The following is a 15,656-nucleotide window of genomic DNA, read 5'->3' as shown; positions in this document are numbered from 1 at the left end:
CTATCTAGCTAAAATCTTTTAGAGCAAAAGTTTTCTATATTGACCTAATTATTTTATATATTTTTAGATTTTTTTGGTCAATTATCCTAAATTTGCCTTGAATATATATAAATTTTCTTGAAAAAAAAGATAAATCTATGGAGGAGTTTTACTTTTAACTATTCAAATAAAAAAACACAAGTTTGAATAATTTCTCCAAAACTTGTGTATATTTTATATTATTTTTCATTTTCCAAATGTTTTTTGGCATATTTTAGAAATTCTTCCATTACTTTAATTCTGGCGTATTTCTTATCGTTGCCTTCTATTATTATCCATGGAGCGTAATCGGCATTGGTCCTATCTAGCATTTCATTCATGGCTTTGATGTAGGCATCCCATTTGTCGCGATTTCTCCAGTCTTCATCGGTTAGTTTGTAGTTTTTGTCTGGGTTTTTCTCACGATCCTTAAAACGCTTGTATTGCTCGTCTTTGTCGATTACTACGAAAAATTTTAGTATTAGACTGCCATGGTTGTAGATGTTTTTTTCCATGTCAAGAATTTCTCCATAGGCTCTGTCCCACTCGTTAGTTTTGGCAAAACCTTCTACTCTTTCTACCATGACTCTGCCATACCAGCTTCTTGAAAATATTCCCATATAGCCATCTTTTGGCAATAAGGCGTAAAATCTCCATAGGTAATTTCTGTCTAATTCTTCCTTGGATGGAGCAGAAATTGCATGGACAGTGTAAAGTCTTGGGTCAACTTTTTTTATAAGCCTTGATATTGCCCCATCTTTGCCGGCAGCGTCGACTCCTTCAAAGACTAAAACTGTCGATATGTCTTTTTTGTAAAATTCAAAGAGAACTTTTCTTATCTCTTCTTGGAGAGTTTTTTTCTTTTCTTTGTATTCTTCATCGTCAATTGTTTTTTCAAGGTCGATATTTTCTATGATTTTTACATCTTTGTTATAGGATCTTTTAGTGTTTTGGCTGTTGATTCTTTGGGTAGATACTCTTTCAATTCCTATGGTTAAAGCTTCTAGCATTTGAAATACTGCTGTTTTTGAAGCTTCTTTTAGGTCATCGCTATCGATTATTATCCAAGGAGAAAAAGGAAAGTTTGTTTTTTCTAGGATATTTGCCATATGCTTTTGGTAGGCCTTGTAATTTTTGTTTTGGTTTTTGTCGTTGGCAGATAGGTAAAAACTTTTTTCGTTGGATTTTTCAAGTTTTTTTATGCGGTCTTTTTGCTCATCTTCGCTTACATTTAGGAAGATTTTGATGATTATGGTCTGATCGTCGTAGAGAGCTTTTTCCATATTTTCAAGGGAATTGATTTCTTCATCAAGATTTTTTTCATCTACTTTGAGATTATCGAAAAGCTTGTAGTAAAAGGATCTGTCAAAAAATTGCATGTGACCTTTTCTTGGTGCATGCTCAAAAAATCTTTTGGTAAAAGGAAATTTGCTATCGTATTCTTCGTTGGTTTCAAAGACTTCTACGTCAAAATATTTGGGATTTAATTCTTCTGTTAGGGTGTTTATTACATAGCCCTTGCCAGATGATTCAAAGCCATCTACCATTACAAGAACTGGAATTTCAAGGTTTTGGCAGACTCTACTTATTCTTGCAAGTCTTTCTTTAAGATCTTTTGTGCTTATATTTTCATATGTAGTTGTATTATCTAGTATCATAATTTGCTCCTTTTATGATTTGTACCCAATTATAGTTTTTTATAAAATATTTATAGTTTATTTATAAAATATTTTAAAATCTTAAATTTTAAGTGTAATTATCTAAGATTATTAGTCAAAAGTCTTAAATTGTCTAAGGATAAAGCTTGAACTTATGAGCAAGTATGCATACAATGCTTATAAATAAAACTATATAATGGAGATATTTTTATTAAATTCATTATATTGTGTAAAATTTACTAGCTAATAGATTTTAATTTATAAGTTAGTTAGATATATTATTTAAGAAAGAGGTATATTATGGAATTTACATTAAAAGAAAAAGCTTCTAAGGCTCTATTTTCCAAAGCATGTGACCTTTCTTTTAAAGCTATAAAAAAAGATCCTGTTAAGGGGATGGAGGAGATAACTGCACTTATTGATAAATTTCTAATGCCAAAATCCAGCAAGGAAAATAGTGCAAAAATGGCTATTGGCAAAATTAGAAATGAATTTGCTAATCCAAATTCAAAATGGGCATCTTTTGCCGAGGATATGGTTAATGATGTTGATAGTCATATCTTAAATCAATTTGCAGTTACTGTTGGCTACAATGCTTTTTATAGGGGCAATGCAATTAGAAATAAGTTGCAAGAAGAATACGATTGCAATATTCCTTGGACAATTCTTTTTGACCCAACTTCCGCTTGTAACTTGAAATGTTTGGGTTGTTGGGCAGCTGAATATGGTTATAAAAATAATCTTACCTATGATGAAATGGCAAGCATTGTAAGACAAGCCAACGACTTGGGTTCTTACTTTTTCATTATGACAGGCGGTGAGCCACTAGTTAGAAAAGATGATATTATAAAATTAGCCGAAGAATTTAACGATTCAGCCTTTCATATTTTTACCAACGGAACTTTGATCGATGAAGAATTTTGTAAGGAAGTTAGGAGAGTAGGAAATATCTCTTTTGCCCTAAGTATCGAAGGAAGCGAAGAATCCACCGATGCTAGAAGGGGAGATGGTGTTTATCAAAAAGTTATGGATGCCCTTAGCTTGATGAAAGAAAACAAACTTTTGTATGGAATCTCTGTTTGCTATACTTCAGCTAACTACAAGCAAGTAACAAGCGATGAATTTATGGAAAAAATGGTAGATAAGGGTTGCAAAATCGCTTGGTTCTTCCATTATATGCCAGTGGGAAACGACGCTGACGTAAGCCTTTTACCAAATCCTAGCCAAAGAGAATATGTTTATAAAAGAGTTAGAGAAATAAGATCTAGTAGCTCACCACACAATATTTACACCATAGACTTTCAAAATGATGGTGAATATATCAGAGGTTGCATAGCTGGAGGAAAGAATTATTTCCACATAAATTCTCAAGGCGACATGGAACCTTGCGTATTCATCCACTATTCTGATTCAAATATCAGAGAAAAAACCATACTTGAAGCTTTGCAAAGTCCTTTATTTATGGCTTATCATAGAAATCAACCATTTAATGACAATATGCTAAAGCCTTGTCCAATGCTTGAAAATGCAGGCAAGCTTACAAAAATGGTAAAAGAAAGCAATGCCAAATCGACAGACTTAATCTCACCAGAAAATGTAGAGGATTTGGAAGCAAAATGTAGGCCTTATGCGAAAGAATGGAACAAAGAAGCCGACAAACTTTGGCAAGAAAGACTTTTGGAAAAAGAAAAGCTAAAAGAAGCAGAGAAAGAAAATATTAAAGCATAATAAAAGCTACTAGGTAAAATCTAGTAGCTTTTTAATTTCTAAAAATTTTTTATTTCTTAGGCAATTTTGCCTTTTTGTCTTAGTCTATAAGTATTAATCAAAGATGCAGTTGCATCGCCTGTGATATTAAGAGTTGTTCTACCCATATCAAAGATTCTATCGATACCAGCTACAAGAGCTATACCTTCGACAGGAAGTCCTACTGATTGAAGTACCATAGCAAGCATTATCATACCAGATCCTGGTACACCAGCTGTTCCGACAGATGCAAGAGTTGCAGTTAATACTATTGTCATCATTTGTCCAAGGCTTAAATCAATTCCATAGCAAGAAGCTATAAATATTGCACAAACTCCTTGATAAATAGCAGTACCGTCCATATTGATTGTAGCGCCAAGAGGCAATACGAAACTTGTTACGTCAGGATCTGCTCCTAATTCTTCACAGCATTTCATATTAATTGGTAGTGTTCCTACAGAAGATGCTGATGAAAATGCAAACATCATTGCTGGAGCCATGCCTTTGAAAAATTTTGCAGGACTCATATGAGCCATTGTTTTTACAGTAGTTGAATAAACAACGCCTGCGTGAACTATGTAAGCAAGATATGCAACTAGTAAAACTGAAGCCAAAGATCCTATGATTTTTGGACCATTTGCTGCAATAACTGGAACTAGTAAGCAAAATACACCGATAGGTGAAAGTTTAATAATAAGCTCCATTGCCTTCATAAATATAGAGTTTAAAACTTCAATTCCAGCAATAGCCTTATCTTGGTGTTCTTTTACAATTAAAAGAATTGAAAAACCAACTATAATAGCCGCAACGATTATTTGAAGCATATTAGCCTCAACCATTGGAGTTAGGAAGTTTTTAGGGAAAATATTTACTATTGTATCCATAAATGAAACTTGATTTTGTACTTCAAACTCTAGGTCTGTTGTAGCAATAACTGGGAAAAATCCTTTAAATACGTTAGCAAATATTAAACCAATTACTATAGCACAAGCTGTAGTTAGGAAATAATAAATTATTGTGAATATTCCAACTTCTCCAACCTTCTTGATATCTTTCATAGATACGATACCACCTATAATTGAGAAAAATACAATAGGGGTAACTATGAATTTGATTAGGTTAAGAAAAATATCTCCGAAAGGTTTAATATAAGTTCCTAAAAATTCTGATTGACTTTGAAAAAGCAAACCTAAAACTATCGCCAAAATAAGAGCAATAAAAATATTGCGAGTTAAGTTTGATTTTTTTGTTGCCTTTGTTTCTGTCATAAGATCCTCCTTTTTTTTCTTATTATATATATAATATTCCAAAATCCAAAAAAAGAAAACCTTTTTTTATAGATAAACTACTAAAAAACCATAATTTTTGAAGTTTTTTCAAAAATTATAGCGAAATTTATGAAAAATATTAGCTTTGATAAATAATTATCTAAATTTTACATATTTTTACAGGAATAATTCCCTTAATTCTTCCAGATTATTGATTTTTTTAAAGAGATTTTTGTTGATCTCGTGAAGTTTTGAAAAAAAGTCCTTTATGTTATATTTTTCATATTCACTAGGCTTAACTGCTAGCAAAATAACAATATCCACATTTTCTTCTTGCCAAAAAATTTCTCTTTTAAGCCTTAAAAATGAAATGAGGATTTTTTTATATAAGCTGGATCTCCATGGAGGAGAACTATCCCATTGCCAATTTCTGTAGTTGCTATTAGCTCTCTATAGAGAATACTTTGCCTATACTCTTTTGTTGTATATAAAAGTTCTTCCAATTTATCTGCCAAAAAGTTTATTACAGATTTTTTGCTCGGCAAATTATCTTCTATGAAAAATAAGTTTTCATCAAATAAGTTGATATAGTCAGCTTTATTTATTTGATTGGTGATTTTTTCAAAATCTATCTCGCTTAAAGTTTCAGGGATTTTGATATAATCTCTGTCCACTAGGTCAAGGGTTGAAAAAACAATGTAATCATCGTAATTTTCATTATAGAATTGGCTGATATTTATTGGCTTATTAAATTTGATCCATTTAATATTTTCTTCCAAGATGGCCTGGATATACCAAGAAATTCCAACACCATAATTACAAACTATAACGCCTTTTAGCTTCTTGTCTATGGTTTTTTCAATGGTTATGATATAAATTACAATGTAAGCTACTTCCTCTTTGGGGATTTTTATTTGGTTTTGCTGGTTAAATTTATCTGTAATATAAATTACTTCGTTGTAATAGTAGGGATAATTCTTTTTTATGGATTCATAGAGAGGATTGTTGATCTTTTCATCATTTGAAAGTCTTATAAAACTTTCTTCAAGGTGTTTTTTAAGACTTGTGATCTTTTCCTCGTCTATGTCAAAAATTGGATCTCCTATTTTTTCAAAGTGGTCTTTTAGGGCTGCTATAAGCTCTATGGCTTTTGTTTTTGCAAAATCTCTTATGAGAAGATAGTCTTTAAGATTTATTCTTTCGTAGACTTTTATGAAATAAATTACAAGTTTTTCATCGTCTAAATTAAATTCTCTACAAATTTCCTGAGTTTTTTTTGCATAGGAAAAATAGAAGGATTTTTGATTTTGTTTTGAAAAATTTTCATCAAATTTGTCCAAATTTTTTAGGTAGCTAAGGTGAATTAATAAAATTTCATTGATTTTTTTATCAAGTTTTAGGTCACTAATTATCAAATTTGCAAGTCTTTGGACTTGGTTTATCGATGTTTTTCCGTAGATTTTTTCCAGATAATAAGTTTTATCGTCAATTTCTAACAGCAAATCTCTTTTGTATAAATTGATGTCTTTTTCTTTGCCGATTAACTCTATGCCTGAATTTTGTTTTGTTTCTATGCAAATATTATATAAAGCCATATCCGCATTTATCTGTTCAAGCATATGGGATAATTTGTTGTAGCTTAGATAGTAATTTTCCATCAAATCTCTCACAGTGAGATTTTTTTTACTTAAAATATCTGTGATTATGTCAAAATCTATATTTTCTATCTTTATATCAGAAGCATTTACTTCTAAAAATATGCCTTTGCCATAAATTTTATCCAATTTGTAGGCAATTTTATTATTTTCTAAGTATTCTTTAATCCTATCCAGAGAATTGTAAATGGTTCTTTTTGAACAAGCTAGCCTTTCTGATAAGTCATCGCTTGAAAGATAGGACTTTTCATTTATTAATATTTCTAATAATTCTTGGTCTAGCTTGTTCATTTTATCACCTCATAAAAGTTTTATTGTCTTTATTGCACAGGCTTTTATAAAATCGCCATCATCTTTTGTTATTTCATCAGCTTTTAAATATTCAACATCCTTATGTGAAAGAGAAAAATCAATATCTCTATCCCTATAAGGATTATATAATCTTAATATTAGCTTATCATCATATTGGCAAAGCTTTAAGGTCGAGAAAATTGCATTTTTGACTTCTAATAAGGAGTAAGATTCTGGATAAGTTTGATTTTTGCTAAGAACAAAATAATCAGTATTATCGTAAATTTCCCCAGCTTGATAGGCTATAGGCTTTGTTAGAAGTTCTTTGGAGATTTGGTGGATGGCAAAAAAGTCATTTTCCATATCGCCTACATAAACGGTTGAAGTAAGCTCCTTATTTAATAAGGCATGACCCATTTGAACCTCAAACACTCCAGAAGCTCTACCTGGTCTATCATTTAAGTCGGCTTTGCCTAAATAAGGGATAGATCTAAAGAGAGTAAGGGCAATTTTATTTTTATCTAAAATTTCGTATTCTCTTACGCCATTTGTTATTGCATAGACGGTTTTTGGACTATCCAAAGCTGCAAAAGAAATCATAGGTTCAATTCCTCTTGGCTTTTCATCCCAGCCATCTTCTTTCCAAGTGTCAAATTTCTCGTAGTCTATATCTCTTAAAATCGTTCCAAATTGTTGGTCAGCAATTGATTTAGCGGTTTTGATTTTGCTATCAACTATAAGCCTATCCCTATGCTCAATCGCATTATTTAAAGTTTTATAAGTTATTTCTATATACTTTTTATTTTTATATAAAACAAGGCTCACTTTTGTTTGAAGCTTTGTATCTGAGATTTTTTGATCTCTATTTTTCAAATCTTTTGGAATTTTTCTTGTCAAATCATAGGAAAGTTTTTGGAATAAATTTCCCTTAATGACTTTTAGATTTGAAACTTGACCTTCTGAAATCTTAAGATCAGAGTTTGGGCTTGAATAGTCGTAGCTATCACCCTCATCGCCATTATCTTCAAAATAAATTTTATTGATATTGCTATCGCCTTTTACAAGAATTTGACCCTTTTCGTCAACAGAAATCTTGTAATAGTCATTTTCTATAAAATCATCCTTGCTAATCTTAGGCTCTTTAGATTTTTCGCTAGTTTCAACCACTTCATAGCTTTGGTAGCCCATTGGAAGGATTTCATCCTGGAGGATTAGCTCTACTTTATAAATCTTGTCGTATTTTAGTAAAGAGCTTTGACTTTCGTTATTTACGCCAATTTCTTTAATGGATTTGGCTAAAATCGTCGGATCTTCTTTTTTTGAAATTATATCATAAGCTATTTCTTTGCCAGCTCTTTTGATTATAAAGTTTTCATATGGAAGGCGTATTTCACATGAAACATAGGCATTTCTCCTATTTGCAAGAGTATTGTAAATTTGGAAGGAAAAATTCTTTGAATCAATTCCATCGCCAATTTTTCTCATTAGCAAATCTCTTAAATTGTCGGATAAGTCAAAGGCTGTATCGTACCTATTTTCGATAAAATAATTTGTCTTATCAGAATTGCACATACCTATGGAATCGTGGGCAGAATTTAATAGCAAAAGTTTGTAGCATTTTTCTATCAATTCTTTCTCATATCTTATGCCCAATTTATAGCCAATAGAACTTAGAGGTTCAATAACTTCCGCTAAGAATCTTTCTAAATTATTGTGCTTAAATTTTAGATCTGCTCTGGTTGAAAATATGCTCTTGTGAGTTCTTGAAAATTGACCAAAAGTAAATTCTCCCTTGTAATTTTCTAGATCTTTAATGTTTGAAAAAACCTCATCTAAAGCATCTTCAAGAGTTGATATTTCTATATGGTGTGAGGAATTTTTAATTATTTCTGGCAAATTTTTCCTAATAGGCTTTTGATCTTCGCCGTTAAATAAAATGTATGGCTTGGAATTACCAAATTTTTCAAGTTTTTCTACTAAAGAATCAATGTAAGAACCATCATCTTCATTTGGGGGATAAGCCATAATTCCGTAGTGGTAGAGGTTAAAGGTTTTTATTTCTTCTCCGCTAGGGCTTATCCAATTAAATTCCCTTTTTTTGATAAGATGATCTGCAATGCCACGTCTAAAGAAAGCATACTTTAGTCCCATTTGCGAATAAATTAAAGGCAATTGCTCGCTCATGCCAAAGCTATCGGGAAGATAGCCTATACTTTGATATCCTCCCAAGCTTTTTGAATCTCTCATGCCAATTAGTAGGTTTCTTAGCAAATTTTCACCGCCGATTACAAGTGTATCGGATTGGGTGTACCAAGGACCTGTGATTAGCCTTTTATCTTTTATTAATTTTATAATTTTTTCTTTTTTTTCTGGTCTAAATTGTAAATAATCTTCAATAATCGATGTTTGACCATCTAAGAGAAAAGATCTTATGTCGTCATTTTCTGATAGATAATCAATTATTTCGTCAAAATCGGCTAAGGAATATATCAAAGACCTATGATCTGTAAAATACCATTCCTTATCCCAGTGAGTATGAGCAATTACTTTGATATCGCTCATTCTTCAACCACCAATTTACCTTTTTTGATTTGATTATTTCTGTAAAGGATATTTACTATAGCAATGAAAGCTGCGCCAACTAAAATTCCTCCAACGTAAGCTAAAAGATTTTCAACTAATGGCCAAGCCCAAATTGCAGATTCAGGGAACCATTGAACTGCTCCAAGAACTACTGCAAACAAAGCTCCAATTAGTGATCCTATCATATAAAGAGGAACTGTAAATGCTGGATTTTCAAGTGCAAAAGGAATTGCTCCCTCACTTATGCCCATGAAAGCCAAAAATATTGAAGTTTTTGCAGCTTCTCGTAGTTGTTTATCATAAACTCTTCTTTTAAATATATATTTATCTAGTAAAGCAGATAGACCAAGACCTATTGATGGAGTTACAATTGCAATTACTCTAGCTGTAAGAGGCATAATCTTATCTACTGCAAGTCCTGTTGCTACAAAGCCTGCTGCTTTATTAACAGCACCACCAAGGTCAAAGGCTGTTGTTAGAGAAAGTAAAATTGCATATACAATTCCACCAGATTTGCCTGCGCTTGTTAGTAAGTTTTTAACAGCTTCGTTTAAGCCTGCACCTATAGGTGTGATTACATAAATCATTAATAGCATGGTAACTAATACTGATACCAAAGGGATTAAAAATGTTGTCTTAAAGGCCATCCAATTGTGGCTAACTTTTATTTTTTCATTTAAAAATTTAACAAAATATCCAATCATAAAAGCAATTAACAAGCCACCAAAAAATCCAGAAGGAGCAGGAGCAACTGGTGCATAGGCTCCATCAACTATATTTAGAGTTTCGATAGGATTATTTGCAACTACACCACCGATAAAACCGCATATAAGGGCAGTTTTTCCACCTATGGATTGGGCTGTAAAGGCTGCAAAAATCGGAATTGCAAAGCCGAATAATTTAAAACCGAAGTTTTGTAAAATATAGGCAAATTTTAGCAATCCTTCAGAACTTCCTTGATATGATCCACTATTGATGGCATCGACTATTGACATTGATGGATCGATTTTCATAAACATATATGGAATAAGTTGAGAAATAGCTCCCAAAAGTCCACCCATGATCAAAACTGGAATCATGTAGGAAATTCCTGTCATCAAATGTTTTTGAAATTCGCTAAATTTTGAATTAGATGTTTTATTTGAAATTGATGTTTTCTTGGTAGAAGTGTCTGAACTTCCAACTTTTCTTTTAGTTACTGGCATTTTTCCCTCCTATTTTATACCTAAGTCCTCTTCTATATCATCAAAAACAGTTTTTATATCTTTTATAGCTTCAGATAATGGAACTTCGTAAATCTCGTAGCCCTCAAACCTATCCATATTTTGTGGAGTAATAGCTGTTGATAATAAAATAATATCAGCATTTGCTATATCTTCGCTTGTTAATTCGTTTTTTATTCCATCTGAACCTTGAGTTTCAACTTTTGTTTCGTATCCTCTTTTTTTTGCTTCAGCTTCCATAGATTCGGCTGCCATAAAAGTGTGGGCAAGACCCATGGTGCAAGCACATAAACCAACAAATTTTTTCATATTATTCTCCTATATCCTTTAATTTCTCATAAATTTCATCTCTATTTCCAGTTTCTAGAAATTTGATAAATTCTTTATCTACTAATTTCCTAGATAAGTTTGCCAAAGTTTCGATGTGTTCTCCACCCTCTGATTTTGAAAAAATACCAATTACAATTTTTACATCTACACCTTCCCAATCTATCTTTTGCTTAAGCCTTAGAAAAATGATGGTATTTTTGTTAACATAAGAGCTTTTGGCGTGGGGAATAGCCAAAGGTTCAATAAGGGCTGTTGACATTATCTTTTCTCTTTCTAAGAGGTCATTTTTGATTTTTTCACTATCTGATGCAATATTAAGCTCTTTTGCTTTTTGAGATAAAAAATCAAAAACCTGATCTTTGCTAGTTAAATTAAGATCAGTAATAACGTTTTCCTTATGCATTGTAACCGCCTCCTTTTTATCATTATAACACTTTATCTGATTATATAATTTTTTATTTTTGCAAAACTTTGTGCAAGTTTTGAAATAATTAGACAAACATCGATTTTTATATTTGCATTTATTTGCTTGTAATTTCAAAAAGATTTGACAAATGGAAATTTTTTTTATAAAATATTGAAGATTTGAGATAAATTAAGGAGGAATTAATGGAAAAGAAGAAAATTTACAATGTTGGCGATGATATTCCAAAGTCCTTGCTTTTGCCTTTGGGCTTGCAACACACTTTTGCCATGTTTGGAGCATCTGTTTTGGTTCCAATTTTATTTGGCATAGATCCTGGCATTGTGCTTTTGATGAATGGAATTGGTACTTTACTTTTTATTTTTGTAACTAAGGCTAAGGCTCCAGCTTATTTGGGTTCTAGTTTTGCTTTTCTTGCACCAGGACTTGCCATTATCAAATCTCAAGGGTTTGAGTACGCTCAGGGAGCTTTTGTTGTTGTGGGACTTTTAGGATGTCTTTTGGCATATATTATTTATAAATTTGGCACTGATTGGATTGATATTGTTTTACCACCTGCTGCTATGGGGGCAGTTGTTGCTTTGATTGGATTTGAGCTTGCTTCTAATACAATTTCTGGCGGAGCTATTGGGGCAAATATTATGACTGATACTGTTAGCTCAACAGACTGGTTGGTTTTTATTGTAACTTTGATGACTGCGATTTTAGGGTCTATTATGTTTAAGGGATTTTTCTCAACTATTCCTATCCTTATTGCTATTATTGTCGGCTATATTGTCGCTTATTTTTCTGGTCAAGTTGACTTCACCCCTGTTAGAGAAGCAAACTTTTTTACCCTTCCACATTTTCAAATGGCTAAATTTTCATCTGATGCAATTTTTGCCATGCTGCCAGTCTTATTGGTTATCACATCTGAGCATATCAGCCACCAAGTTGTTACAAGTAACATTGTCGGCAATGACTTAATAAAAGAACCTGGTCTTCACAGATCAATTTTCGCAGATAACTTCTCTACTGCCTTATCAGGTCTTATCGGTGGCGTTCCAACTACAACTTATGGAGAAAACATTGGAGTTATGGCAATAACTGGTGTTTATTCAGTAAAAGTTATTGGCGCTGCAGCTGTTATTTCAATTCTAATGGCCTTTATCGGACCACTTTCAGCCTTGATTTCTACCATTCCAGGAAATGTAATTGGCGGAGTTACATTCTTACTTTATGGAATGATCGGTTCAAGCGGAATCAGACTTTTGGTCGATCAAAAAGTCGATTATTCAAAATCAGATAATTTAATTTTGACATCAGTAGTTTTTATAGCAGGATTATCAGGCTTATCAATAAAATTTGGCAGCATCCAACTACAAGGAATGGTTCTATCATCAGTAGTTGCTATCATACTTTCCTTGCTAATTTATATAATCAAAAAAGCTGGTTTGTCAAATTTGGAGTAAGATTTGTGGGAAAAAGATCTCTTTTAGAGATCTTTTTTTAGTGGGATTTTTTTGTGCCTTTTATTATTCTATAGTTTTTACTTCTTGAGTTCCAATTCGGGGGATAGGCGCTAGGGGTTACGGAGACCCCTTGCTCCTTTCCCCCGAGCCCCCTAAACCTTTTTTAACCCCCCGCCCTTGCAGGGAGCAATGAGCAGTAGAAGTTTGCTCCGCAAATTCTTTTTTGGGTAGTGTTTTCACATATTTTAATGCGAATTCTTGGCATGTTGAGCGAACGGAGTGAGTTGAAACATCTCTTAGTATTTTCTTAAATATAAAAAGATTACCGTCTTTTATGAGATCTTTCGACTTCGAACATCTGAAGATGTTCTCCGCTCAAGATGCCAGGGGGATTAATATAATTTTTTAACTGATACTACTATGTATAGCACATTAGTGTAGTTTGTTCTGTTGAAGATACAGGAAATTAAAATGGCTCTTTTTCTCCACAAAAAATCCTCCTATTCTTAGGAGGATTTTCTTTTATATTTCTTCGTTTTCTTCGTTATTTTCTTCTTTGATATCTTCTTGATTATTTATTGGTGGGAATTCTTCTTTTGGTTTTTCTTCTTTTTCTAGGTCATTTAAGTCTACGTCAGTGTTTTCTTTTATATCATTTTCACTTGTTTGACTTGTGTTTTTCCTATTTAGGATTTCCATGAATTCTTCACCTGTTATGGTTTCTTTTTGCAATAGATAATCTGCTATTTCGTGGAGCTTGTCCATATTTTCTTTTAGGATTTCAATTGCACGCATGTGGGCTGCTGAAATAATTTTTTGAACTTTTTCGTCAATTTTGTTGCCTGTTCCACTTGAAACAATTAGTCCACGTTCTCCACCTAAATATCTACCTTGAATTTGTTCAAGTTGCATGAAGTCAAAGTCTTCGTCCATTCCGTATATTGTTACCATGGATCTTGCCATTGCTGTGGCGCGTTCTATATCGTTACTTGCGCCTGTTGTTTTGGTGTTAAATACTAATTCTTCTGCACTTCTACCGCCAGCAAAGGTACATATTTCATCAAAGAGTTCTTCTTTGGTCATTATATATTTTTCGTCTTTGTCAACAGTCATTGTATAGCCCAAAGCTCCACCAGTTCTTGGAACGATTGTAATTTTGGTTACTGGAGTTTTATGGGTTTGAATTGCTGCTACTAGGGCATGGCCAACTTCGTGGTAGGCGATTATCTTCTTTTGGTCGTCAGAAATAACCGCATTTTTCTTTTGTTGACCTGCTATTACAACTTCAATTGATTCTTCAAGATCTTCTTGAGTAAGTTTTTTTCTGCCTTCTCTTACTGCACGCAAAGCACCTTCATTTACTATGTTTGCAAGGTCAGCACCGCTTGTTCCTGCTGTTCTTGCTGCAATTTCTTCATAGTCGATGTTATCTTCACGTTTGATATTTTTGGCGTGGACTTTTAATATGTCCTCACGACCTTTTTTATCTGGCAATTCAACTTCAACTCGTCTGTCAAAACGACCCGGACGGGTTAGGGCTGGATCTAGGATTTCTGGTCTGTTGGTTGCAGCTAATAAAACTACTCCTTCTGTGGCATCAAATCCATCCATTTCATTTAATAATTGGTTTAAAGTTTGTTCACGTTCGTCGTTTCCTGAATAGCCTGAAACGTCACGTTTTTTGCCTATGGCATCAATTTCATCTATAAATACTATACAAGGAGCTTTTTCCTTGGCTTGTTTGAAAAGATCACGCACCTTGCTTGCTCCAAGACCTACAAACATTTCTACAAATTCTGAACCAGAAATTATAAAAAATGGAACGCTGGCTTCGCCTGCAACTGCCTTTGCCAATAAAGTTTTACCTGTTCCTGGAGGACCAACTAAAAGAACTCCCTTTGGAACTTTGGCTCCAATTTCCTTGTATTTGCTTGGATTATGAAGAAAATCTACGATTTCGTATAGGGAATCTTTAGCTTCTTCTTGTCCTGCAACGTCTTTGAAAGTTTTGCCTGTTTTATTTTCCACATAAACTTTGGCGTTGGATTTGCCAAAATTCATAAAGTCTGGGCCACCTCTGCCACCCATAGTTTTTGTTAGGGATCTTGAGGCAAAAACAAATATTCCCCAAAGGAAAAGCAAAGGCAAAACTGAGGTTAAAAATAGGGTCAACCAAGGGTTCATGGTCGTTTCTATTTCTTTGCCAAAAGTTAGCTTGTCATTTCTTTTTTTGGCCTTCAATAATCTTTCTGTAAGGTCTGTATCTTCCCAAAGTCCAGTTTCAAAAGTTTTTTCCTTGCCATCAACTTTGGCCTTGAAAGTGTATTTGGTTTTATCTTTGAACACTTCGGTAACTTGATCATTTTCAATCATAGTTACAAATTCGCTGTAAGATGCTTCTTTGGCCTGATCTTTAGTTGTTATTGGGCTTAGGGCATAGCGGATAACAACAAAAAGTATTATCGCCACCAGCCAATAATAAAGAAGGGGCTTATTGGCCTTATTCTTTTTCTTATCCATCTATAATCCGCTCCTTGAAATGAAATTATCAAGTAGTTGATCCAAAGATTTTAATTCATCTATAATAGTTTGTAAATTTACATCTACCTCATCATTTTCAAATTCATTTCTTAATTTGTATAAGTAATCACCAACTTTAATAGCTGCTTTTTCGCCGTTTTTGGTCAACATTACATTAACTACACGCTCATCTTCTTCAGATCTAACTCTTTTTACAAAACCTAATTTTTCCAATTTTTTGCAAATATTTGAAATATTGCCACCTGTAACTCCAATGGATTTGCCTAAATTTCCTATGGAAACTTCCTTGCCACTTGAATATAGGGTTATTAGCATCCTTAATTGTAAGGTTGTTATGCCCATTTCTTGGGCAGTTTCTTGTAATAAAATATCAATCTTATGAGAAATCTCTCTAATCATTGAGAAAATAGTATTGTTAAATTCAAAAAAATCAATATGTTCGTTTGCCATATTTCCTCCTTGTGTAAA

At 32.9% G+C, this 15,656-nt stretch carries 11 protein-coding genes; 2 read left to right on the top strand and 9 right to left on the bottom strand.

Translation table 11 applies throughout. The annotated features are described in order from the left end of the window. Positions 1–218: 218 nt before the first annotated feature. Entirely contained in the window at positions 219–1,676 is a 1,458-nt protein-coding gene (locus GAN53_RS03150; protein WP_151409539.1) for a hypothetical protein, read from the bottom strand. A gap of 300 nt (positions 1,677–1,976) precedes the next feature. Between GAN53_RS03150 and GAN53_RS03145 the strand changes: the two genes are divergently transcribed. After that, a complete protein-coding gene (locus tag GAN53_RS03145) occupies positions 1,977–3,404 on the top strand; it encodes a radical SAM protein (RefSeq protein WP_151409538.1) in 1,428 nt (475 codons plus the stop codon). A 56-nt stretch (positions 3,405–3,460) separates the two neighbouring features. Here the strand turns inward: GAN53_RS03145 and GAN53_RS03140 are convergent, their stop codons facing one another. The 6 genes from GAN53_RS03140 to GAN53_RS03115 all read right to left on the bottom strand — a co-directional run bounded on the left by GAN53_RS03140 (position 3,461) and on the right by GAN53_RS03115 (position 11,175). Continuing rightward, complete coding sequence (locus GAN53_RS03140) at positions 3,461–4,690, bottom strand: dicarboxylate/amino acid:cation symporter (RefSeq protein ID WP_151409537.1); 1,230 nt, start codon at positions 4,688–4,690, stop codon at positions 3,461–3,463. Positions 4,691–5,049: 359 nt separating this feature from the next. Then, a complete protein-coding gene (locus GAN53_RS03135; protein ID WP_151409536.1) occupies positions 5,050–6,636 on the bottom strand; it encodes a BglG family transcription antiterminator in 1,587 nt (528 codons plus the stop codon). 9 nt (positions 6,637–6,645) lie between these two features. After that, positions 6,646–9,198, bottom strand: a complete 2,553-nt coding sequence (locus GAN53_RS03130; protein WP_151409535.1) for a glycoside hydrolase family 38 C-terminal domain-containing protein — start codon at positions 9,196–9,198, stop codon at positions 6,646–6,648. Beyond that, positions 9,195–10,424, bottom strand: coding sequence for a PTS fructose transporter subunit IIC (locus GAN53_RS03125; protein ID WP_151409534.1), 1,230 nt, complete (start codon positions 10,422–10,424; stop codon positions 9,195–9,197). The genes GAN53_RS03130 and GAN53_RS03125 overlap by 4 nt, the downstream gene beginning before the upstream one ends. A 9-nt stretch (positions 10,425–10,433) precedes the next feature. Then, on the bottom strand, positions 10,434–10,751 hold the full coding sequence (locus GAN53_RS03120) for a PTS fructose transporter subunit IIB (protein WP_151409533.1): 318 nt from the start codon (positions 10,749–10,751) through the stop codon (positions 10,434–10,436). Position 10,752: 1 nt separating this feature from the next. Further along, a complete protein-coding gene (locus GAN53_RS03115) occupies positions 10,753–11,175 on the bottom strand; it encodes a PTS sugar transporter subunit IIA (RefSeq protein ID WP_151409532.1) in 423 nt (140 codons plus the stop codon). Positions 11,176–11,381: 206 nt separating this feature from the next. On the opposite strand from GAN53_RS03115, the gene uraA reads away from it, so the two are divergent. Then, on the top strand, positions 11,382–12,647 hold the full coding sequence (gene uraA, locus GAN53_RS03110) for a uracil permease (RefSeq protein WP_151409531.1): 1,266 nt from the start codon (positions 11,382–11,384) through the stop codon (positions 12,645–12,647). Between the two features lie 522 nt (positions 12,648–13,169). On the opposite strand, the gene ftsH is transcribed toward uraA, so the two are convergent. Continuing rightward, a complete protein-coding gene (gene ftsH, locus GAN53_RS03105) occupies positions 13,170–15,167 on the bottom strand; it encodes an ATP-dependent zinc metalloprotease FtsH (protein ID WP_151409530.1) in 1,998 nt (665 codons plus the stop codon). Further along, a complete protein-coding gene (locus tag GAN53_RS03100) occupies positions 15,168–15,638 on the bottom strand; it encodes a MarR family winged helix-turn-helix transcriptional regulator (RefSeq protein ID WP_151409529.1) in 471 nt (156 codons plus the stop codon). Between the last annotated feature and the right edge of the window lie 18 nt (positions 15,639–15,656).

The sequence above is a fragment of the Anaerococcus sp. Marseille-P9784 genome (assembly GCF_902500265.1).
Classification (GTDB): Bacteria; Bacillota; Clostridia; order Tissierellales; family Peptoniphilaceae; genus Anaerococcus.
The sequence above is the reverse complement of the archived record's forward strand: the minus strand, read 5'-3'. Positions and strand labels throughout refer to the sequence as shown.